Annotated in this window: 20 protein-coding genes; 13 read left to right on the top strand and 7 right to left on the bottom strand. The window is 52.6% G+C overall.

The genetic code is table 11. The features are described from left to right. The 4 genes from GK091_RS07610 to GK091_RS07595 form a co-directional block, all read right to left on the bottom strand. A complete protein-coding gene (locus tag GK091_RS07610) occupies nucleotides 1-3,567 on the bottom strand; it encodes a hypothetical protein (RefSeq protein WP_164035987.1) in 3,567 nt (1,188 codons plus the stop codon). Between the two features lie 62 nt (nucleotides 3,568-3,629). Continuing rightward, nucleotides 3,630-5,126: a hypothetical protein gene (locus tag GK091_RS07605; RefSeq protein ID WP_164035986.1), complete on the bottom strand. Its 1,497-nt coding sequence runs from the start codon at nucleotides 5,124-5,126 to the stop codon at nucleotides 3,630-3,632. Between the two features lie 90 nt (nucleotides 5,127-5,216). Next, on the bottom strand, nucleotides 5,217-5,591 hold the full coding sequence (locus GK091_RS07600; protein WP_164035985.1) for a hypothetical protein: 375 nt from the start codon (nucleotides 5,589-5,591) through the stop codon (nucleotides 5,217-5,219). 9 nt (nucleotides 5,592-5,600) lie between these two features. Then, nucleotides 5,601-6,899: a hypothetical protein gene (locus GK091_RS07595; protein ID WP_164035984.1), complete on the bottom strand. Its 1,299-nt coding sequence runs from the start codon at nucleotides 6,897-6,899 to the stop codon at nucleotides 5,601-5,603. Between the two features lie 200 nt (nucleotides 6,900-7,099). Here GK091_RS07595 and GK091_RS07590 point away from each other — a divergent pair, with 200 nt between their 5' ends. From GK091_RS07590 to GK091_RS07545, 10 genes are all read left to right on the top strand, one after another. Continuing rightward, the gene (locus GK091_RS07590; RefSeq protein ID WP_164035983.1) at nucleotides 7,100-8,878 is read left to right on the top strand and encodes an Ig-like domain-containing domain; all 1,779 of its coding nucleotides are present in this window, start codon (nucleotides 7,100-7,102) and stop codon (nucleotides 8,876-8,878) included. Nucleotides 8,879-9,088: 210 nt separating this feature from the next. Next, entirely contained in the window at nucleotides 9,089-9,910 is an 822-nt protein-coding gene (rsmA, locus tag GK091_RS07585; RefSeq protein ID WP_164035982.1) for a 16S rRNA (adenine(1518)-N(6)/adenine(1519)-N(6))-dimethyltransferase RsmA, read from the top strand. 70 nt (nucleotides 9,911-9,980) lie between these two features. Continuing rightward, nucleotides 9,981-11,333 (top strand): magnesium transporter, encoded by a 1,353-nt coding sequence (gene mgtE / locus GK091_RS07580; RefSeq protein WP_164035981.1) that lies wholly within the window; start codon nucleotides 9,981-9,983, stop codon nucleotides 11,331-11,333. Between the two features lie 16 nt (nucleotides 11,334-11,349). Beyond that, on the top strand, nucleotides 11,350-11,898 hold the full coding sequence (locus GK091_RS07575; protein WP_164035980.1) for an arsinothricin resistance N-acetyltransferase ArsN1 family B: 549 nt from the start codon (nucleotides 11,350-11,352) through the stop codon (nucleotides 11,896-11,898). A 152-nt stretch (nucleotides 11,899-12,050) separates the two neighbouring features. Next, nucleotides 12,051-12,503 (top strand): D-aminoacyl-tRNA deacylase, encoded by a 453-nt coding sequence (dtd, locus tag GK091_RS07570; protein ID WP_164035979.1) that lies wholly within the window; start codon nucleotides 12,051-12,053, stop codon nucleotides 12,501-12,503. Beyond that, nucleotides 12,503-12,880 carry a DUF2237 family protein gene (locus tag GK091_RS07565; protein ID WP_164035978.1) on the top strand — a complete coding sequence of 126 codons (378 nt, stop codon included), beginning with the start codon at nucleotides 12,503-12,505 and terminating at the stop codon, nucleotides 12,878-12,880. Before dtd ends, GK091_RS07565 begins: the two co-directional genes overlap by 1 nt. A 141-nt stretch (nucleotides 12,881-13,021) precedes the next feature. Then, entirely contained in the window at nucleotides 13,022-13,663 is a 642-nt protein-coding gene (locus GK091_RS07560) for an O-methyltransferase (RefSeq protein WP_164035977.1), read from the top strand. A gap of 40 nt (nucleotides 13,664-13,703) precedes the next feature. Then, nucleotides 13,704-16,160 carry a lytic transglycosylase domain-containing protein gene (locus GK091_RS07555; protein WP_164035976.1) on the top strand — a complete coding sequence of 819 codons (2,457 nt, stop codon included), beginning with the start codon at nucleotides 13,704-13,706 and terminating at the stop codon, nucleotides 16,158-16,160. 292 nt (nucleotides 16,161-16,452) lie between these two features. Next, on the top strand, nucleotides 16,453-17,019 hold the full coding sequence (locus GK091_RS07550; protein WP_164040636.1) for a DUF3109 family protein: 567 nt from the start codon (nucleotides 16,453-16,455) through the stop codon (nucleotides 17,017-17,019). A 34-nt stretch (nucleotides 17,020-17,053) separates the two neighbouring features. Then, nucleotides 17,054-17,389: an MGMT family protein gene (locus tag GK091_RS07545; RefSeq protein WP_164035975.1), complete on the top strand. Its 336-nt coding sequence runs from the start codon at nucleotides 17,054-17,056 to the stop codon at nucleotides 17,387-17,389. A 32-nt stretch (nucleotides 17,390-17,421) separates the two neighbouring features. Here GK091_RS07545 and GK091_RS07540 read toward each other — a convergent pair whose 3' ends face one another. Both GK091_RS07540 and lgt read right to left on the bottom strand, forming a co-directional pair. Then, on the bottom strand, nucleotides 17,422-18,549 hold the full coding sequence (locus GK091_RS07540; RefSeq protein ID WP_164035974.1) for a serine hydrolase domain-containing protein: 1,128 nt from the start codon (nucleotides 18,547-18,549) through the stop codon (nucleotides 17,422-17,424). Nucleotides 18,550-18,795: 246 nt separating this feature from the next. Continuing rightward, nucleotides 18,796-19,644 carry a prolipoprotein diacylglyceryl transferase gene (gene lgt / locus GK091_RS07535; RefSeq protein WP_164035973.1) on the bottom strand — a complete coding sequence of 283 codons (849 nt, stop codon included), beginning with the start codon at nucleotides 19,642-19,644 and terminating at the stop codon, nucleotides 18,796-18,798. 97 nt (nucleotides 19,645-19,741) lie between these two features. On the opposite strand from lgt, the gene yidD reads away from it, so the two are divergent. The 3 genes from yidD (at nucleotide 19,742) to GK091_RS07520 (ending at nucleotide 21,028) form a co-directional block, all read left to right on the top strand. Then, entirely contained in the window at nucleotides 19,742-19,951 is a 210-nt protein-coding gene (gene yidD, locus GK091_RS07530) for a membrane protein insertion efficiency factor YidD (protein WP_164040635.1), read from the top strand. A gap of 195 nt (nucleotides 19,952-20,146) precedes the next feature. Then, entirely contained in the window at nucleotides 20,147-20,524 is a 378-nt protein-coding gene (locus tag GK091_RS07525) for a co-chaperone GroES (protein WP_164035972.1), read from the top strand. 123 nt (nucleotides 20,525-20,647) lie between these two features. After that, complete coding sequence (locus GK091_RS07520) at nucleotides 20,648-21,028, top strand: DUF4174 domain-containing protein (protein WP_246202164.1); 381 nt, start codon at nucleotides 20,648-20,650, stop codon at nucleotides 21,026-21,028. 128 nt (nucleotides 21,029-21,156) lie between these two features. Here the strand turns inward: GK091_RS07520 and GK091_RS07515 are convergent, their stop codons facing one another. Next, on the bottom strand, nucleotides 21,157-23,136 hold the full coding sequence (locus GK091_RS07515; RefSeq protein WP_164035970.1) for a sialate O-acetylesterase: 1,980 nt from the start codon (nucleotides 23,134-23,136) through the stop codon (nucleotides 21,157-21,159). Nucleotides 23,137-23,192: the final 56 nt, after the last annotated feature.

Here is a 23,192-nt window from a genome sequence, read left to right as displayed (position 1 = left end):
TTACGACTGATTTTTGGCAATGTATTTCGACAGTTCGTAGAGCGCATTTTTGAGCGGCAGGAAAAAGAACGTTTCCGACAACCGCGCATCCGTGTCCCGCTCAATGGGCAGTTTGGCCAGCATGTAGCTATCGTGCAAGACGCTACTCCGGGTTACGGTTTCGTCCGAACCCACCAGGAAGTTGTAATAATCCTGCGTCCGGCGAATTCCAAAATCACCAAGGAAAGCCGAAACCGAACTATTCTTCAGCGTTTTCTCCAGGAAGTCACGCACGTTCCGTACTACTGAATCGTGGAAATCATTTTCGCTGCCCGCGGCATCGACCGTCGTTTCGTTATAGGTGAACGTTACGGGATGGGTGGGTTCATTCCCCCAGTACGCCGTGGTTTGATTACCCCGATACTGATCCCGATCCGTAGCCGTCTGGTACAGAACCGCACCATTCGCCGTCGTTTCCTTTGGGTTGTCGGTCAGCAGAATCTGAAAATTGGCAGGCACCTGTTTGGTGGTATAAGCCGCAAACAGACGCTTCGTGTAATCGACCAGATCACCCCGCGTACCGAGCAGGTTCAGGTATTGGCTACCTCGTCCCGTAAACGTCAGGAAACGGGGCAGGTCGAGCGGAACGCCCGCTTCCTGCTTTTCCTGCGCTTCGATCAGTTGCACCAGGTGGTAGATAATCGATGCGTAGTGCAGGTACAGCACGATCAGCAGCGCCGGTTGCTGGTTCTGAATGGCCTTCGTAAACTGGAAGTGATCATCGTATTTGAACAACAAACTGACCACATCTTCGGGCGACATCCGGCGTTTGGGGTCCAGAAACGCGTCCAGTGTCTGGTCGGCACCCGTTTTCTGACTCGATGGGTTATTGCTACGATACGTCAGGAAGTTAGACACAAATCCGTTATCCATCCGACCCGAGGGCGCACCGGTCTCGTCGAGTCCGCCACCCCAGATGTCGTTGGCCGCAAACCGGAACGACGTATTGAAATACCGACGCTGGCCCTGGGCGAAGAACATCAAATCCGATGTACCACCCCCAATATCTACGTTCACCGCGTTGGCCGTGGGCAGAACACCCTGCCGTTGCAGGTAAAAATAAGGGGCCAGCGATTCCAGAATCGGTTCATCCTGAAAGTAGGATGTCGTACCGAATACTTCCTGCATGGCTTTATTCCACTCGGCAGTCAGGCGGTTTCGGGTGCGCCGGGTCATACTCGACGGAGCCAGCCAGACGATTTTCGTCAGGGCCACATCGCCTTTGTTCTGAATTACTTTATGACGAATCAGCAACAGCAATGTTTCGAAGAAGGCACGCACCCGAAGGTCGTTCAGGGTATCGTTCGGTTTGTTTTCGAACAGCCATTTCAACGTCGATACGTAGCGGTTGTTATCGCCAACGGTCACCTGTTCGAGGTCGATGTTAAAACCAAGGTTCAGTTTCGAGAACAGATAATCGCCCCCTTGTGTCAACCCTTCACGCTCGTAGATGGTGGTCCGGAGCGGAAACGCAAACGGTGTACCCAGCCGCGCATTTCGACCGATAAGTGGCGGCACGAACTCCCGGCGCACCAGGGGTTCCAGCTGCTCGAACGAGCCGAAACTACTCCTGACGCTGTAGCGGTCGTAATCTTTGCTGATGCCCGGTCCCGAATAGGGTTTATTGAGCAACACCATTTGCAGATCATCTTCGGTGACCGTCAGCGGTTCCGGATCGGGTTTCGAGCCGCCCTGATCGCGAACGAGGTAGGCCACGTGCGTATTCGAGGTTCCGAAGTCAATAGCGAACGTAAATTCTTCGTAGCCCCGCGTCGAAACGATCGTAAACTCGGGTACGACAACACCCCGGTAGGGAATGTCGTTATTCGCCAGTTGAATTTCGACCAGATCGAACGCGCCATTGACCTTGTAATAATACGATGCGGGCCGTTCGCCCACTTTCGGACTCCGGGGCTGCGGCTTTCCACTCGTCAGCGCGTGTCGGTTCACCACATCCGGGAAGCGGTAAAAATTGGCCTGCGTCGCCTGCGATGTGGTGCCATCGGCCAGAAGAACCGTGTACTGGTTCAGGGCTTGCTGATCGGGCAGCGTCATCCGGTAGAATGGAAAAAATCCCATTCCGACGGGCAGATCGAGCACTTTTTCAGGTTCGTTGAGCTCATAAGTCTTCCGAAACTCTACGAACCGAATGCCCTGTCCGCGTACGGGCACTTTGAGAACCGCCGTCACGCGCTGATCGCCAATGTCCAGCGTCAGGTTAGTCCGCAGGTCGTCGAGGGTAAAGAAATTGAAATACTCCTTCCGGACCGGCAGCAGAAAATCGCAGTCGGCGCGGTTGAGTGTTCCCGTAAAGAACCGTTCACTGTTGATTTTGAACGGCATCCGGATCAAGAAATCCTCTAGAAAATCGTCGGTCGAAACGAACGGATATTGCACATTATCGACACCCGGCAGCCGCCGGTCGGCCAATAAGCCCCCCGCTCCCAGATCGTTCAGCAACGACGACGGGATGACGGTGCGCGAATCCCAGTCCGTATTTTTAACGTAGCGCCCCCGTACATCCATGCGCGAAGCCAGTGCCAGCGGTGGCCGGACGTTGGTTTTTACGCCGTTTTTATTGGTCTCTTCCTTATAATAGCCAACCGTGGGCAGCATCACAAAATCGCTGTTGCTCTCCACTTCCCGCAATACGTCATCCGCCCGGACGCTGTACAACGGCAAGCCCGTCACAACCTGTAGCGTACTGAACCCTTCAATGTTGGTACTGATCGGATTGAAATCGTTGAGCGTTTTTCCGGCATCAACGGGCAGCGGGTATGGGTTATCGCGGAACAGTTTATCTAAAAACTTGGTCAGGCCACTGTTTTCGGGCAGCAGGTTTTTGTACTGCTCAAACAGACGGCTCAGATACGTCACGAACGAGCGATCCCGGTTTTCGAGCGGAACGTACTCCTGCTGAAACAGCGTCCGTCCGGTGCTGCTCTTTGGCGGATCGAGAAATTTGTTCTGACGTTCCTGCTCCCAGTTGGGCGACGTAAATACGAGTGTCAGGGGCGACGTGCCACCCAGCAGAGCGCCTTTGTAATAGATCAGCGTGAACGTTTGCAGGTTAGCCAGATCGTGGCGCATATCCAGTTCGAGCGCTTTGGCCAGTACCCGGTGCGGATGCCGACGGTTGGGTGCGTTGGGTAGCGGAGCCTTCTGGTTCAGGGCACCCAATCGGTCGGCCCGGTTCCAGACGCGATAGGTTAGATCAGGGCTGCCACCCGCCTGGAACAAGAGTTCAAGCAGGTCAAGACAATGCGACACCAGCACATGGTACATGGTTGGCTGAGCAGGCCGAAGGTCGTTCATGACCAGCCGGAAAGCCGCATCGAACAGGTACAGCCGCGCGAACGGCGACGGAATCGACGTGCCTGCTTTAGCCGCCATACCAGCCTGGTTTAGCAGCGTATCAGAAATGTGTTCAATACGGTTGCCCACCAGCCCGACGGTTCCACCCGTCCAGCCGAGGTGATTCTGTTCGACCACATTCGGGTCATTATCAATGCGAAGGATATGGGGCATTTTCTAGTTTTTCAAGGTGATGGTTGCCTGTTCGTCAGCTAACGCCAGACAACAAACTTCGTTTACACAAGCTGCCGGTTCAGGTCGCCGAGTTTTTGTACGCACTTGTCAGCAACCTCCATCAGCAGGTGCATCAGCCGTGCTTCGGGTTGTGGATACTGAGCCAGTAATTTCGGTTCGGCGTCGCCCGCTTCGTTGAGCAGAAAACTTTCGCTGATGCCTTTGTCGCCAAAGCCCATGAAGGTTTTGGGTTCGATCTGCTTGGCGCGGACCAACGCGTTGAAATCCGTCTGAAAGTTGAACGGATCGAACTTCCGGTCGTTATCGGCCATTTCGGTGAGCCATTTCCGGAAAATCTCACCCATAAATTTCGTCAGCGCCACGAAATATGTGCTCGTGCCCAACTGCTGCTGAAGTCCTAAACTCTTGGCGAACGATTCACGCAGATTGGCCGGTATGTACTCTGTGTAGAACTTGCTGGCGTAGGCAAACCGGATCAGCGGCTGCATCACATTCCGGAAGGTCGAGTCGGCAAAGTGAACGAAATCCAGCTGGCGGTCGTCGCGCCGGAGTCCATACTCGTAATAGGTTTTCGCCCCGCCAAACTCACCCGCTCCCCGGTTCGCAAAATCAAGTACAGTTTCGGCCGCTAGCAGCTCAATCACGTGGGCATTGTTCGCCTGTTTGGCTCCCCCTTCTATATTGGCGTAGAGCTTGGCACCGGGCTTATCGCCAATGTAATACAGCGAATCCAGGTGAATCTGGTTCTGATAATACGACAGAGCCGCCTTCGTTTTGGAGTTGAAGCGATTCTGGTCGATGGCGCTCTGCCCGTTCTCTTCCAGCGCAAAATACGGCATCACCGTCACTGCTCCCTTTCGGGCTTCTCGAATCGGCATTTTCTGGCTCGGCTCCTGTAACAACTTGACCAGTTGTGGAAACCCCGACGAACCCGTTCCGCCAAAAATGGAGCTGATGATAAAGATCCGGTCGGTATTGTTATTGAATGCACCGACGAAGTATTTGTAGAGCGCCGAATCTTCGAGCGCGTTGAACACCACGCTCCCGATGTTCGGATTGCCTTTGAACCCAACCGACAGGTCGAGTTTGAGCTCGGCACTGGTTGGTTTGGCCGAATTGTCGTACAGCACTTTCAGCAATTCCCGGTCGATGTCGTCCATCGTGCTCACGTTCAGAAATTCTTCGAACGTACCCTGATGCTCGGTCAATTGCGGCAGAAACGAATCGCCGATACGCTCCTGCGTGGTTTCGCTCTGGAGCGTTCCCAACGATTGGATCGGTGTGGCAAAAAATGGTCGTGACCCATCGGCGGGACCACTGGGCGCAGCCCCGTTCGGATAGGCTGCGTTGCGAATGGTTCGATACAGTTCAACCCCATTGAGGGCGCGGGCTGTGTCGCCATTCTGCATATCCATATCCAGCAGAATCGGAATGATTGTCAGGTTATCGGGCACTTTAGCCCCGGCGGCCAACAGCATCGTTAGTGAGCGCAATACGCGCGCGCCCGTTCCACCGATAGCAAAAACGAAAAGTTTCATTAGAATTGGGTTTGTTGTTTACTGGCTGCGGTCTGCCGTTTCAGTAGTAATACCAACGACACATGTCAGCCAGCCGAACGGAGAACTACGTTAAAACGGTGTGTATCGCGCAAACTTCGACCCGCGCCGGAAAAGCAGCGAAAAGCCGAAAAACAAAAGGCCAGCCAGGATTAGGTTGACACCCCCGAAACCGAGCATATAACTATCGGCTTCCGGTTCGCCGGTCGCATCTTTCGCGTAGCTCACCGCCAGCGTGAAGGCAATAATCAGGGCGATGACTAGGGTTATAATCCAGTGACTGGTTCGGTGAAAAACCGCCTGCCAGCGGCCCAATAACAGATAAAACGTAGCCGCCAGACCAATCACGATTACCAGCGTCAGCAGGCCAACGGGCGTGAAAACGGTGTTGCGATACGTCGGATCAGGATTTTTGCCAATCAGCAATTCATACAAAGCAGTGAACATGGGAGCGGTTTATTGTTCGAGGGTGATGGTTAATTGCAGAAACGATTTTGCAGCGCCGGAGCCAGTTTCGTAGGCATCGCGGACACCATTCATGAGGTGTTCGAGGGCAAACGTTTTCCCCTCCCGACCCGCAGCGGTGCGGTCGTCCATCGTGGACTGGTTCAGGTACCAGGTGTCGTACCGAACGGGTAACTTGATGAAAACGGGCGTTGTCGGTTCGAAAAGCTGCGTCACTTTAAATGTCAGCACGTGCGTTGCTTCGCTCAGCATCCGGGCTTCGTTGGTCTTCAGTTTTTCGGTGCCTTTTACGGACTCTTTGGGTTCGATTTTTAGTAGCTTCACCCCCGCATTCCCCGCCGAGACAACCAGATTTTTGGTCAGATAAGCTTCTGTCTGCGCGTAGGCTGGCAAGCCACTGAGGTTAACGCCAATGGCAAATTCAGCCGGTCGATCAGCCCGAACGCCTTTGAGGTTGGTGATCCGCTGGCCATCGGCGTTCCAGTTTTCGCCCTGCCGGTTGAGGGTAAAAAACAGGTCGTAATCCGTGACCGATCCACCCCCGCCGAAGTCGAGTTGCTTATCGGGTTTGGTCGTCAGCGTCGCCTGTAGCTTCTGGTTGAACAGATTCAGGATGCGCTGCTTCCCAATCACCCAGATGTAGAACGGGCGCGCTTCACCGTTCAGTTTCTGTTTCTTATTCTGGTAATCGTAATACGTGCCGTTAAACGCTGACGAATAGGCATACACTGTCGCGTTGATCGTGTCTTTGCTCAACTGGGCAAATTGCCGGTTGATCTCGTTTTTCAGCACGCTGGACGCATCAGTCGCGTTGATCTGCGGATTCTTCTTGATGTCTTCATCCGGAAACGACAGAATACAATCCGATACCAGTAAGGCGATACTGTTGTTTCGGGCTTTTTCGCCCACCTGCTTAAAAATCGTATGAAGTTCGGAACTGCGGGCGTTGGCCAAGGGCACGGTTGCCAGACTTTTTACAAATTTATCGACATCACCAGGATAGGGCTGCGCTTCCGTACTGATGGTGTAGATGGCCAGCGGTTTACGAACCGGCTCAATCTGGCTGAGTTTATTCGCAAATTCGGAAACGATATTTTTAAATTCCGTACTGCCATTCAGATAGCCGCCCATGCTGGCCGATGTTTCCAGCAAAAAATTGATCTGATTGATGGTATCAGCCTTAACGGTGGGCGTCTCGGCTTCTTTGGGAGCCAGATTGCAGCTCTGTATAACGATGGCCAGTCCTAGCCCGAAAACTGTGTTAATGGGGCCGAATCGTGTGCGGATCATGAATAAATTTTTCGTCATTTCAGGAATGTATGCGGGGCAAAAGTACCAAACTGCCCCGTTCTCTACCCTCCGTTAGCGTAGAGACCTTTAATTTTTCTTAAAATTCTACTTAAGGTAACGAAGCATACAGCCATTTTATGTCAGCCGGTACAGTTTAACGATAAACGGACGTTTACCTTTGTAGTCTGATTACACTTGCTATGACGCTTCGCCTTTTTATAGTCCTTTTTCTACTGTCTCTTCCAATTCTCCTTCAAAACTGCGCGCAGGTGGCTCAGCCGCCGGGCGGCAAGAAAGATACGCTGTCCCCTAAACTGGTCAGCAGTATGCCCGCATCCCGTCAGTTGAACTACAACGGCAAATCGGTCGAGCTGGAATTTAGCGAGTATGTCAACGTCGAAAATATCCAGCAAAAAGTTACGGTTACACCCCAGGACAGCAACACATTCATCGTAAAGGCGCTACCGCTGGGGCTACGAATGACGTTCAACAGACCGTTGCAACCAAACACAACGTACACCATTAACTTCTCAGACGGCATAAAGGATATTACAGAACGAAATATTGCCAAAGATGCGAAGATTGTGTTCAGTACCGGTCCGGTCATTGACTCACTCTATTTGAGCGGCACCGTTGTCGATGATGAAAGCCGGTTACCCCTCCTGAATTTTGTGGTGGGCCTGTTTGCACCGACGGATACATTGCCTATCAATCGCAAGCGTCCCGCCTACTACGCCCGAACCGACAGCAGTGGCAATTACCGCATCGAAAATGTGAAAGCCGGTAAGTACAAGGTGTACGGGTTCGATGATAAAGACCTGAATCTGGTCAATAACACCCCCGGCGAACGCGTGGCCTTCCGCGACAGTGTGCTAAACCTGAATCGCAATTACACAGACGTAAACATGGTCGCTTTCCGGGGTTATGGCAAACCGCGCATCACCCGACGCGAACGTACCGACGAAACATTGGGGCTCGAACTCAGCAGCGGCATTGCCAGCTATAGACTACGCTTCGGAAAAATGGTCTCCACCGCACCGACGGCAACAACGGCCACGTCAACATCAGCCACCAGCTCTACCGTGACCTCTACTACGGCAACAGCAGTGACATCGGCCACCGCAACGGGAGCAACGTCTACTACGGCAACCATGCCCACATCAGCCACCTTTGTGCCCTCGGGTGATACGCTGGTATCGTTTCTGGAAGGTCCGAAAATGATTCGGCTGTTCCGACCCGCTAACCGGGCCGCCAATGACACGATCAACACGGTCATTATGGCCGAAGACTCGGTTGGTAACATCACCGAACTCCGGGAGCGTATTTATTTCTCACCCCTGAAAACAAGGGCCAAAGACCGGCGACCTTTAACGATTCAGGTAACGCCACCCACCACCGAACCGATCGACAATAACCTGGATTTTGTCGTCAAATTCTCCAAGCCCGTTTTTCGCTACGACGCCAACCTGATCGTTATTGGTCCTGACAGTACGAAGCCCTATAAATTTACACCGGAGGAGCTTGTCTGGAGTAATAATTTCAGTCAGCTGGCAATCAGGCGAAAGACTAATCTCAAGGATACGCTGATTTTTCGATTACAGAAAGGCTCGTTCATCAGTGTGCAGGGCGACACGCTGGCCCGTTACAGTGCCCGCTATAAAATTGCTGACGAAGAGAGTTACGGCCTGATTGCCGGGCGCGTTAATCGACCCGACAAAAACTTCATTGTCGAACTGCTCGACGACAAATACACCGTTGTCCGCACAGCGTACGGCGCGGCAAATTACAGCTTCCCCCGCCTGAAACCAGGGCGATACCGCGTCCGGCTTATCATCGATGCCAACAACAACCGAAAGCGCGATATTGGCAATGTACAAAAGGGCGTTCAACCCGAAACGATCATTTATCACCCCGGTGCGGAGGAGGGCGGTATTATTCCGCTCAAGCAGAATTTTGAACTGACCGATATTGATTTTTAGACGGCCCTCCCCCCGGGCCCCCTTTCCCGTTTTGGGAGAGGGAGCCCGGGGGGAGGGGAGGCAGAGCGTAATTTACAGGCCCAAGAAGCGATTTCCCTCAATGCCCCGTACCTTTGCGACTGGATAACCAAACGGCAGCCAACGAACCCATCAAGTTAGTTGTTCCTCCGTTCCGGTTGTCCGGTATCATACGTTTGAACAGCCAGCATCGTGTACGTTAAGCCTAAAAAAGAACTCGGCCAGCATTTTCTGAAAGACCTCAGCATTGCCCAGCGCATTGCCGAACTACTGACCGGGCATGGTGCTCGTAACGGCGATGAAACGCCTGAACGATCCTATAAAAAAATCCTCGAAATCGGACCGGGTACGGGTGTATTGACCCAGTACCTCCTGGTCGATGAGCGATTTGAAACGTTTGTCATTGAGATTGACCGTGAGTCGGTCGATTACCTCAAACTGAATTTCCCAAAGCTGGAAGGCCATATTTTGGGAGCCGATTTTCTGAACATCCGCCCTGACCTGCTGCCCACCAAACAACCCGACAGCACCGAACCCTTTGCCGTCATCGGTAATTTTCCGTACAACATTTCGACCCAGATTCTTTTCAAAGTGCTTGATATGCGCGACCGGGTGCCCGAAGTGGTCGGTATGTTTCAGCGCGAAGTTGCACAGCGGGTTGCGTCGGGGCCGGGCAACAAGGACTATGGTATTCTGAGCGTATTGCTGCAAGCCTGGTACGACATAAAGTATGAATTTACCGTTGACCCCAGCGTCTTCAACCCGCCACCTAAGGTATTTTCGGGTGTGCTTTCGCTCCGGCGCAACGACAAAACAGAACTCGGTTGCGATGAGCGTAAGTTCACTCAGGTGGTGAAACATGGCTTCAGTCAACGCCGAAAAACCCTCCGCAACGCGCTGAAACCACTTAATCCGCCCGAAGCCGCCCTCGCCAGTCGATTTATGGACAAACGCGCCGAGCAATTAAGCGTGGCTGAATTTGTGGAGTTGACCCTTTTAATGTCTGGTGAATAATGTAGGCCATCGTAGAGAATCTACCCGCTCGACATAGATCGCTATTACTTCGTACAGCCTGCATCAGAAAATGACCTTTGAACTCACCAAAGACTATCTCGAGCATATACAAACGGCCATTGACGCGAGCGACGACACGCTGCTTCGGGCCGAGATGGAGGAATTATACCCGGCTGACATTTCGGGAATTCTATACGAGTTAGAACCCGAACCAGCGCATTACCTGCTGGGTCTGCTGGACAAATCAGTTGGGTCAGAGATTCTGGCCAATCTCGACCCCGCCGACCGGACAAACCTGATCAAAACCTTTACGTCGGAAGAACTGGCCCCGTTCATCAACCAGATGGATTCCGATGATGCCGTTGACCTGCTGAACGAGCAACCCATCCAGGTTCGCGAAGAAGTTATCGGTCTGCTCGAAGATCGCGAACAGGCTCGCTTTATTTTGGACCTGCTCCACTACGACGACAGCGTGGCGGGTGGGCTGATGCAGAAAGAGCTGATCAAAATCAACGTCAATCTGACCGTAAATGCCTGTATCGAAGAGATCCGGCAACAGGCGGAAGAGGTTGAAAATGTGTATGCTATTTACGTCGTCGATGATGTCGATAAACTGCTGGGGCTGGTTTCACTCAAAAAGATCGTTCTGGCCAGAAAGAACGCCAAGATTGCCGATATCTACGACGATGATGTCGTTTTCATGGAAACCTACCGCCCGGTAACGGAGGTGGCCGAAGTGATGCGAAGGTATGATTTAGACGCCATTCCTATCGTCAATATTCAACAGCGTCTGCTCGGTAGGATCACCATCGATGACGTGGTCGATGTGATTACCGAACAGGCCGAAGAAGACATTCAGGTTATTTCGGGTCTGTCAGGCGAAGCCGAAGAGGATGATAGTGTCTGGAAACGGTCGAAGGTGCAACTGCCCTGGCTCGTGGCGGGAGCAGTCGGCAGTTTGCTGGCGGCAACCGTCATTACTGGTTTTCAGAGCGAGCTGGGCAAGGTTGCGGCACTGGCCGCTTTTATTCCGATCATCGGGTCAACGGGCGGAAACGTTGGTATCCAAACCTCCTCGCTGATTCTCCAAAGTCTGACTGACACGTCCGGGTTGAGTATATCGTTAGCCAAGCGCCTGTTCAGAACATTACTCGTGGCCATCATCAATGGATTGGTCGTTGGGCTAATCGCCGGCACGTATACCTTCATCATCGGTGAACCCCGGCTTTTTTTCGTCGTTGCCACATCCCTGCTGGCGGTCGTGCTGCTGGCCTCGTTTATGGGTACGGTAACGCCATTGCTCCTCAATAGGATTGGTATCAATCCGGCGGTTGCCTCGGGACCGTTTATTACGACGGCCAATGACCTGATCGGTATTGGTGTGTACTTTCTAATTGCGCAATGGCTTCTTGCCGAAGTCTGACTCGTTTGCATCTACCATGACGATCCGTTTCGCTAAACTCACCGACGCCCCCGCCATTCTGGCCATTTATGCACCTTATGTCGAAGACTCGGTCATCACGTTTGAGTATGTGGCCCCAACGATAAGCGAGCTTTCGGAACGTATTCGGACGATTCAGGAGCAATATCCCTATCTGGTTGCCGAGATCGACGGGCAAGTGCTTGGTTATGCCTACGCGTCCCGCCACCGCGACCGGACGGCCTATCAGTGGTCCGTCGATACGTCGGTTTATGTTCATCCCGACGGACAGCGCAAAGGCATGGCCCGCCAGCTATACACAACTCTATTCGATTTACTGCGTCAGCAGGGGTATTACAATGCCTACGCGGGCATAACGATGCCTAATCCAAAGAGCGAGGCCCTTCACCAGTCGTTTGGTTTCGAGCCAATCGGGACCTATTCCAACGTCGGCTACAAGATGGGCGCGTGGCACGACGTAACTTGGTTCAAACTCAATTTACAACCTCACCAACTCAATCCGACAGCACCGGTTCCGATCAGTCAGCTAAGCAAGCTTCACTTGTGATTCTGCACCTGGTTTCAGGAGCGTATTCATAAGCCGGAAAAAGCCGAATTGATACATATTTCTCAACTTCCGATAGTTCGTCATTACTTTTAAGCCCGATTATGCGTAAAAGCAGGTCGGGCTTTTTCCAATCGATACACTCGCTTTTTCGTATGCTCGCCGTTATTCAACGCGTTTCTCAGGCTTCCGTAACGATCGCCAACCAGCTTAAAGGTCAGATTGACACGGGTTTCATGATTCTGTTAGGCATCGCTCACGCCGACACCCGCGACGATGTTGACTGGCTTAGCAAGAAGATTGTTGGTATGCGCATCTTCAGTGATGCGGAAGGAAAAATGAATCTGGACTTGACAGCTGTCGATGGGAACATCCTGCTTATCAGCCAGTTCACGCTCCACGCCAGTACAAAAAAAGGGAACCGGCCCAGTTTTATCGACGCTGCCCGTCCCGAAGTAGCGATTCCGCTGTACGAATCCATGATTGCGCAATTGTCAGCCGATTTAGGGAAACCCATTCAGACCGGCGAGTTCGGTGCCGACATGCAGGTTTCGCTGGTCAATGACGGCCCCGTAACCATTCTTATCGACTCTAAAAACCGCATCTGATGGCAACCGATCAAACACCCCGCAATGTCCTCGGCCACCCACTGGAGGGCTGTTGCACGAACCCGATGACCGGGTTTTACCGCGACGGCTTTTGCCGTACCGACGAGCAGGATCAGGGACGCCACGTAATCTGCGCGATCATGACCGAAGCGTTTCTTACGTTTACCCGAAGCCGGGGAAACGACCTGTCGACGCCCCGTCCGGCGTTCAACTTTCCCGGTTTGAAACCCGGTGATCGGTGGTGTTTATGTGCCTTGCGCTGGCGAGAAGCGTACGAAGCTGGTGTAGCTCCACCCGTATTGCTGGCCTGCACACACGAACGGGCACTGCAATACGTTACCATTGACAGGCTCCGCGCAGTTGCGTTCGAGGAGTAACTACCTTACAATCACATCCTCACTTTTTTAGTACTAGGATACCTTTTTGAACGTTCGTTACCTAAAAAATACTACTTTTACTCAAACCAGCCCATTAGTTATGCTACCCGTTTGAAGCGCATACATAGCTAAGTCAGCCGAATGGATTTTTTGCCGCCCGATCTTACCGCTTACGCCGAAGCGCACACATCGCCCGAGAGCGATTTACTGCGTCAACTCAATCGCAATACCCGCGCTCACGTCATGGCCCCCCGGATGCTGTCCGGACATATGCAGGGCCGTTTCCTATCGATGCTTTCCTGGATGATGCGGCCCCGGCGCGTTCTCGAAATCGGTACTTACACCGGTTATTCTGCCCTTTGCCTGGCCGAAGGGCTCACCGACGACGGGCTACTGATCACCATCGATCACAACGAAGAACTGGAAAGCTTTGCCCGTTCCTATTGGCAGCAGTCGCCTTTAGGGGCCAAAATTGACTTCCGGCTTGGTCAGGCGGCTACCCTTATCCCGACCCTCAACGAGACATTCGATCTGGTCTTTATTGATGCCGACAAGCGGAATAACGCGCTGTACTTCGACCTGATTTTCGATAAAATTCGACCTGGTGGCATCATCCTGGCGGACAATGTACTATGGAGTGGCAAGGTTATTGAACCGGTCAAAGCATCGGACCAGGACACATCGGCGGTGCTGGCTTTTAATCAGAAAATCCAAGCTGATCCGCGCGTTGAGAATGTGCTGCTACCCGTCCGCGACGGAATTATGATGATACGCAAACGCTGACTATTACTTGACAAAATGAGCCGCTCAAGCGGTACGATTTATGCAGAAACTAACATCTTCTTTAACCCTTCTATTCACCCTTGTCAGTCTGCTGGTAAGCGCCCAATCCGTCTCGGTGCCGGTCGTCCCCGAGCAGGTAACTTTTGCGGATATTCTGGTCCGCCTGGACCCCGATGCCCGGCGTATCGTGCAACAGGATGTCAATGCGCTATTGGCCAACAATCAGTACTGGACGTCCAAACTCGATCGGGTTGCGCTTTACTTTCCGATGATCGAAGCGATCATGATCGACGAGGACGTGCCCACGGATTTCAAATACCTCGCGGTGCAGGAAAGCTCACTGACTCCCGATGCCGTTTCCTCCTCAACGGCCGTCGGTTACTGGCAATTCAAGCGCGAAACGGCAACCGATTACGGTCTGCGGGTCGATGACGAGATCGATGAGCGCAAGAGCATTACGGCCTCTACCCGAGGAGCCGCCAAATACCTCAAAAAGAACAACACCCAGTTCAATAACTGGGTAGCGTCGCTGTATTCATACTACCTCGGCGCGGGTGGCATTTCTAAACTGATCCCGCCGGACTGGTCGTATGCCCGCGAAATTGCGCTGGATGGTCGCACGGATCGGTACATTCTGCGCTTTTTTGCCCATAAGCTAGCGATTGAAAATGCCCTGAAATTCCATCAGGCAAGCAACAAATTCGCCCTGATCGAATATGCCAACGGGGGCGGAAAAAGCTTCCGGACCATTGCCGACGAGTTAGGGGTTGACGAACTTGAGCTGCGGAAATACAACCGCTGGATACTGGGCGAATCGGTGCCAACGGATAAGGCGTATGTGATGGCCATCCCCGTTGCCAATAACCAGATCAACGACGTTCGGCAACGGATTGGTAAAGTTGGTGGCCGGAAAACTCCTGACTTCGTGCAGACCGATGTTGGCTTCCCGGTTTTGCGTCGGGTAACAACGGGTTCGAGTAAGAATGAACCTGTTCTCTACGAAATCAATGGCCTGCCGGGTATTCAGGCGCAGAATGGCGACAACAGTGCGTCATTGGCGCGCAAGGCTAAGATCAGCCTGTCCAGTTTTCTGCGCTACAACGATATGAACGAAGGGGACGTAATCATTGTCAACGACATTTATTACCTCGCCAAGAAAATGAAAAAAGCGCCCGTCCCCTTTCACACGGTGCGCCAGGACGAAACATCCCGCAGTATTTCGCAGCGGTACGGCATACGGCTGAAAAAGCTGATGCGTTACAACCGGCTCGACCGGCTACAGAAACTGGCGGTGGGTCGGGTAATGTGGTTGCGTGAACGGCGCCCCGCCAAAAAACCAATCGAGATCATCAATGCGCCCACGCAGCCCGTGTACGATCAGACGCCGATCCCGCCCACCCGGACGGGTGCAACCGTGGCTAATCGGACTGCTGATGGATCGAGCCGTCCCGTGAACGGCATGGACAACGTTCCTCGTAACCCATCGGAGCGAAAAAAATACCAGCCTAAATTGGTCGATGGCGGGGTTACACCCAATGATGGCACCTCAGAACCCGCAACAGCTCCGCAGCCTGAACCGGTTCGCACCACCACAAGCCGCTCGGTTGAAAGTTCGGTTCCCGTCGATCGCCCGGTGCCGACGACAACCAGCCGGACCACGACGTCCGATGGCTCACAGCGCGTGGTGATTGTCCGCACACCCGATTCGTCGCAACCCGACCGGACGGTTCCCGTAGCCACTGCACCGGAACGAGAAACGCCTGCCCGCACGACACCGGTAGATGAAACGCCGATAAAAACGACTAGACCAGCCGATACATACGCGAGCAATCGCCCGGTCAAAAAAGTGGCCGCTCCACAAGCGGAGCGCAGCGGTTACGAAGGACCGATGGAACAACAGGCCGATGGAACGTTCGCTCCGCCAGCACCACCGGTATCACGCTCAGCGGCTCCGGCCGTTGTTAAAGCCGATAAGGATAAAGCAGAACGGGCAGCGTCGGTTGCTGCGAAGCCAATGGCTGTCGAGTCAGTTAAGCCACCCACGCCGGAACCTGTGGTCGCGAAACCAGCGGCTGTCGAGTCGACCAAACCAGCTACGCCGGTAACCAAGACAGCCCCAGCAGTTGCGAGTTCAGTTAATAAGTCAGCGTCTACCCACACGGTTGAGCGGGGTCAGACCTACTACAGCATTTCTAAACTGTATGGCCTGACCGTTGACGAACTGCTGGCCATGAACAACCTGACCATGAGCAATGTACTGGAATCGGGTCAGCAATTGATCGTAAAATCGACCGGGGGTCGTGGGGCGGTACAGTCCTCAAAAACGAGTGAAGCCGCTCCGACGAAATCAGCGGTGACCTACCATACCGTGGTCAAGGGTGAAACGATGTTCCGTATTTCAAAACAATACGGTGTAACGATCGAGCAGATTCAGGCATGGAATAACCTCACCGATAACACAGTCAAAGAAGGACAGCGAATCAAAATCCAGAAATAAGGTACGATTTCTGACTTGTTTCTCGATACAAAAGCCATTCTGCGCAGAGTAGGGTGGCTTTTTTTAATTCACCGACGGCTTCGCAACCGCAACAAAACAGGCTACCGGATATCATTTGATGGATGATGGCATGGTGAACCTTTGCCAGCAGGCGTGTATCTTTACATACTGAAACGATCGCCCATGCGGAGTCGATCCAAAGATCGGCTTTGCGGATACAATACGTTTTCAGATGGCGCGGCCAAACGCTGCGTTTGACCTATTACAGCGGATTCTGACCCGCGTTACTGCTATGATTCTGATTGACAATACCTGCATCAGTGACGATGTTGCCGAAAAGTTTTTCGTCTGCAACCTGGACAAATGCAAAGGAGCCTGTTGCGTTGAGGGCGATATGGGTGCTCCGCTCGAAGGGGATGAACCGGCTATTCTGGACCGGATTTTTAACGATGTGAAACCCTATCTTTCGCCCGAAGGTATTCGCGTTATTGAGCAACAGGGTGGCTACGAACCCGATGGCGACGGTGGCTACGTGACAAGCACCGTTAGCGGACGGGAGTGCGTCTATGCCACCTGGAACGATCGGGGTATTCTTAAATGCGGAATTGAAGAAGCCTATAACGACGGAAAAGTCGACTGGAAAAAACCCATTTCGTGCCACCTTTACCCGATTCGCGTCACTAAATACGAATCGTTCCACGCGCTCAACTACGATCGCTGGCCAATTTGCAGTCCCGCCTGTGGGTTCGGCGAACAGTTAAATGTACCGATCTACAAGTTTGTGCGTGAAGCGTTGGTGCGTGCGTATGGCGAAGAATGGTACGGTCAGTTGACAAAAGCAATCGAAGAAAAGGAATAATGACTGATTTGTACGCAGTCAGCTAAATTGGTCAATGCCCGAACAGCGCGATTATTTCCAGGAGGTTTATGAAGTTGTACGGCTGGTTCCGAAAGGACGGGTTACAACGTATGGCTCCATCGCCCGTTACCTGAGCCTCCGCGCGGGTGCCCGGATGGTTGGCTGGGCCATGAACGGCTCACATAGTCACCCAGATGTACCGGCTCATCGCGTTGTCAATAGCGTCGGTGTGTTGACCGGCAAGCATTTTTTCGGTGGGCCAACCATCATGCAGCAATTGCTCGAAGATGAAGGGGTTAAAGTCGAGGATGACCGAGTGGTAGACTTCAAAACCCGACTCTGGGACCCATCGACCGAATTGGGTCTGTAAGTTTATTGTTTCAATCGATTCTCATCGATTCGCTAGTTTCCAGTCGCTGAACGGGTATGCGCTGAGCCATGAAAATAGTTGGCCAGCCGTTCCAGTTCAGGTAAATTTATCGTAACACCGCTCATGTTGGCGGCAATGGCAACAACAAGATCGTCGTCAGGGAAAATTAGTAGAAAAGCCCGACCTCCGTCTATCGTTCCGCCATGATGGCAGATTTTCCGTCCCTTGCTATCCGTCCCGATTCGCCAGCCCAGGCCGTAATTTGTGTTCTTCCCGTCTAACAACAGCTGCGGAGTGAACAGCAGGGCCACCGTTTCTTTCGTAAGCACTTTAGGCTGTATAAGCTCCCTGCCCAATCTGACCAGATCGGAGGGTGTTGACAACAAGCCACCACCAGCCCATTTATAACTGTTGTCAACCTGATTGGCATTGACCAGATGGCCCTGACTATGTTCGTAGAATCGTACCCGGCCAACAACGATGCTGTCGCTATAGTCCGGACTGGTATGACTCATAGCCAATGGGTTGAAAACCGCAGCCTGTAGATACGTCAGAAAGTCGATGTGGCTGGCTCCTTCGATGGCGGCACTCAGCAGATTATAGCCGTAGGTTGAGTAAGTATAGGCCGTTCCCGGCTGAAAAAGCAGGCTATCCTTATTGAAAATCGTCAACCCTTCGGTAACCGTTTTATACCGCCGGAGGCAATTCAGAGGGTCATCGTCGCGGTAATGACGGATTCCGGCGGTGTGAGTTGCCAGCTGTCGGCTGGTGATCGGATACTTTTTCTGCGGAAAATCGGGAACGTATCGCTGAACGGGTGCATCCAGATCCAGTTTCCCCTCTTCGACCAGTTTGCCAACCGCCAGCGACGTAACGGATTTCGACACTGATCCCAGCCGAAACCGGGATAGCACGGTTACGGGCAGTTTAGTTTCAACATCGGCGTACCCAAATCCTTCGGCCCAGAGCAGTTTATCGTGGGTTCCAACGGCTACCGAAATACCGGGGATGTCCTGTCTGATCCGAAGTGAATCAATAAATCGCTCGGCCTGTTGAATGGCCCGGCGGTACGCTTTATCCTTTATGGCATCTCTGGCAGGGACGACTTGTGCCAAAGACGTGACAGCAATCAGGGAGAAAAGTAGAAGCAACGTTCTCATAGCAGGGCGTTGTGAATCGATGGGTGACCAAAGATGCAACGTCTTCCGGTTCCACCTGCATTGAAGCGACAATTTTCCACACTTTCCCTCACGGCAGCGGCCGGATACGATCGGTCGCTGCCGTGAGGGATTTTATACGACTTACCCTGTCAAGTGTCGATCGTTGGCGGAACCGAGTGCTCAATGGCTCAAACAGAAGAAGGGACCGTTTGGCCCCTTCCTCGTTTGTTGTATTTGTCTGGCAGGCTACGATTTGATCTTCTTCGGCATGGTGTCCGGTTCGGCCAGTACAACTGGGGTACGGTAACTCCGCACCAGAAAATACAGACCCAGTAACACCGCAGGAATACTCAGCATCTGACCAACGTTCAGTGGCAGGCGATCTTCGAACGGAACCTGGTTTTCTTTCAGGTATTCGTAGAAAAACCGCAGACCGAATACCCAGATAAAGAAAATGCCCACCATACTGCCACGCGGAGTTCGTTCTTTGTGCTGATTCCAGAACCAGAACAGGAAAAAGAACAGCACCAGACACGATATCGATTCGTATAACTGCGCCGGGTGACGGGGAATTTTGGCGTATTCGCTGTTATTCAGGAAGATAAACGCCCACGAAACGTCCGTTGGCCGACCAACGATCTCGGAGTTCATCAGGTTACCAAACCGGATACAGGCACCGGCCAGCGCAACGGTGATCGCAATTCGATCGGCCACCCAGAGATACGTTTGATTCGTCAGACGGCTTTCTTTCCGGCGCGAGTATAGCCATAGACCAAGCAGAATGCCGACTATGGCACCGTGGCTGGCCAATCCTCGATAGGGCGGCAGAATCACTTCGAGCGGGTTTCTGAGAATTACTTCAGGTTCGTAGAACAGAAAATGGCCGAACCGGGCACCCAAAATGGTGGAAACGACCATGTAAATCAGGAGCGAATCGGTATCGGCAACGGGCTTGTTTTCTTTTTTGAAGATGTGGGTCATTATCTGCATTCCGATCAGAAAACCCAACGCGAAGAGCAGTCCATACCAACGTACTGAGAATGAACCAATGTGAAAAATTTCGGGATTAACGTCCCAAATCACGTATTGCAGCATAACAAATCGGAGTCAACGTCGATGGATAAGGAGCGACGGCGGACAAAGATACAGATTGCGGGAAAGTTTTTAACCGTTTTCGTGTTACAGGTGCATGATGAAATCCATTTTGATCGGGCTGGTCAGGATTTATCAGGCCGCTATCTCGCCTTATTTTCCCAATGCCTGTCGCTATACACCCACCTGTTCGCAGTATGCGATTGACGCTATTCGCAAACACGGGCCAATTCGGGGCGGCTGGCTGGGTCTGAAACGAATCGGTCGCTGCCATCCCTGGGGCGGTCAGGGATATGATCCGGTTCCATAGCGAAACGACCTTGTTGTAACGCGGGAGGAATCCCGGAATAGCTAACTAACAATCGCGGGACTCCTCCCGCGTTATGATAAGCTGATTAGAACCGGTGGGGTAACTAGCTGTCAATTTGTCCGTTCTCTTTTCATTTGCCCCAAAGTTGCTACTCCCCAGTACAGACAACAATTCACGTTCGACAACTTACTTGACATGGTTAATATTACTGCCGATAACAAACTGAAACGCCTGATCGTGGTAGGCGACCGGGTACTGATCAAGCCTAAAGACCCTTCTGATCGTACGGTTAGTGGTCTGTATCTGCCGCCAACGGTGCAGGAGCGGGAACAAGTCCAGTCGGGCTACGTTATTAAGGTGGGCCCCGGTTATCCGATTCCGAATCCCGTTGACGATGAGCCCTGGAAAGAAACGGAAGAGAAAGTAAAATACATGCCCTTGCAGGCGCAGGAGGGCGACCTTGCGCTGTATCTGCAACGAAGTGCGATCGAATTGCAGTACGAAGGCGATCAATACGTTATCGTGCCTCAGTCGTCGATTCTGATGCTCGAGCGGTCGGAAGATCTGGAATAAAAACGCGATTGAAAAGTCGCCGAGTACCAAACAAGGCGGCTTCCCGGCTGCGTTACCCGAAACACTATGCAAACCCATTGGTTGTTAACTCTAATTGTTCTATTAACCGGACTCACCCCTATTATGGAAAGTATAGCGAATCAGCAGAAATCGATCAAAGCGATTTTGAGCGAAAAGAAAGACCATCGGCGCGTGTTGCTTCTGTATGGCCGTGACGACGCCCAGCATTACCTCATTGAACAGCAGGAAGCACTCAACGAAATGAAAGATGAACTCGCCGAACGCGACCTGGATGTTCTTGTTATCGTAGCGTCTGAGTTGCAGGAGCCCGACCGCCAGTTTCTGATGCACGACTATAAGTTAGTACCATCAGAGGGATTCATTGGCTGGCTCATCGGCAAGGACGGTGGCGTTAAGCAAACCTATCATAAATCGGTTTCCCCGAAAGATCTGTTTACCACAATAGATGGTATGCCGATGCGGAAACAGGAATCGAAGCATTAATTCTGAACCGCCGGGCGGCCCCGCAGGATTTATGGGATTTGATTGATTACTGTGATTTTGTAAAAGAAACGCTTCAAAGAAGCGGTAAGCAAAATCACAGTAATCAATCAAATCCCATAAATCCTGGTTTACTTGTCGTCAAATTTAGCGGCTTCGGTTATTCCTTTCCAGGTGTCGGTGCGGAAGGGTACCGCCGGAAATGACTCTTGGTTATAGAGGTTTGCCTCGCTATTATCATCGGCCCAACCGTACCGCACAGCAACAGGCGACGTTACGGAATCAGCGTGAACGACAACGGTGTTTCCCTGAATATCGGCTTTGGCGTAGTGAAATTGGTGATCAGACCCGGCAACTTCAAACCCTTTCAGGTAGCCATACCTGTCTTTCACCATCAGGCCCGACCCAACATTTTTGAAGGTTACAACGGCCTTGTTTCCATCAACGCGCACGCCCTCGAACATAGGACCGCGCGACGCGTCGCCCGTCGCTGATTCGCCCTTAGCCGATCCTGAATAAGCTACGCGCATGGCTTCGGCAGCGAGCCGTTTTCCGACATCAAGCTTGTTCTTTGGGTGAATATCGTTCGGATCGCCAATGTCAACAGTTACGGCCATTCCCGTATTGGGTAGCTGAAGCGTCATTGTCTGCGCTTCGCGGAGTTCGGCCCAACTGCTCCCATGCTGGCTATCCCCGTTACCCGCGTTAAAGCTGGCCAACTGTACGAACAGGAACGGGAAATCACTCCCCCACCGTTGCCGCCAGTCCTGAATCATGAGCGGAAACGCCTTCCGATACTGGTAGGCCCGACCCGCATTCGACTCGCCCTGATACCAGATTACCCCTTCGATTGCGTACGGAATCAGCGGGCTCAGCATGGCGTTGAACAATTGCGTGGCGTAGGTATTCGGTCCCGGTTTGAACGACGACGGGAAAACCTGGGCCACCCGGTACTTCCATTGACCAGCCAGCGGAATGTCCAGATTCTCGCCGGACAGCTTTATATCTTCAGGCTTGCCGGCCAAACCACCCCCACCACTATCATCGACAACCCGTACCACAATAACATTCCGCCCCGGCTTGAGCAGTCCATCAGGAATGGCGTACGAACGAGGTAGCAAGCCTTTTGTACTACCAACGAGTTGCCCGTTTACGAACGTTGAATCCTTATCATCGATAGACCCAAAACGCAGCGTTACCTTGCTCAGCGTCGCACCATCCGGTATGTTGACTTCGCGCCGAAACCAGACAATGCCGTCGAGGGTAGGCAGGCCGCCCCACTCCCAATCACCGGGCTGGTTCATCGACTTCCATTTATCGGTGTTGAGCGTCGGATCGGACCAGGTACGCTCCTGCGCGACGGTCGGCAAACCACCCTGTTGCTTTTCCAGCAGCAGTCGCGTCCGTTCCTGTCCACTCGCAATCACCTCCTCGTAGGTTTTCGGCAGTTTACCCGCTACCGGCCTGAGTTCATCGTTCTGGTTTAACGCTTCACGACTGGTCCAGGTTTCGGAATGGGTTCCGCCCCAGGTGGTGTTGATAAGGCCGATTGGCACATTGAGTTCGTGTTGCAGTTGCTGGGCGAAATAATAACCAACAGCTGTATAAACGGCAGCTGTTTGCGGACTACAAACCGTCCAGTTACCTTCTATGTCGTCTTTCGGCGTCAAACTGATTGCTTTGTTCACCATCAGATGGCGGATGTTCGGGTAGTTCGCGGCTTTGACCTCTTCTTTTCCGTTGGCCGCCGATTGAAGCTGCCATTCCATATTCGATTGGCCGGAGCAAACCCAAACCTCACCCAGCAGCACATCGTCGAATGCCACCTTAGTCTTCTTTCCCGTCACCACCAGTTGAAAAGGTCCACCCGCTTCCATTGGATCGAGCGCGATTTTCCACTTTCCATCTGTTCCCGCCTTTGTCGATTTGGTTTGGTTATTGAACGCGATCGTCACCTTTTCGCCGGGGTCAGCCCAGCCCCAAACCGGCACCGGCTTCCGTCGCTGCAACACCATGTGCGAACCGAATACGTTGGGTAGGCGAACATCGGCCATCGCCGTCTGTACAGCCATCAGGCTCAGCACTAAAGCACTCCATGTAAAACCGTTCATTCGTATTCAAGATTTAGTTACGTAACGCCGATTACTGGCTGATCGGATACTGGTTG

Origin of the sequence: Spirosoma agri, assembly GCF_010747415.1 — a bacterium.
Taxonomy (GTDB): Bacteria; Bacteroidota; Bacteroidia; order Cytophagales; family Spirosomataceae; genus Spirosoma; species Spirosoma agri.
Note: the sequence above shows the minus strand (reverse complement) of the source record. Positions and strands in the feature narration are given on the sequence as shown.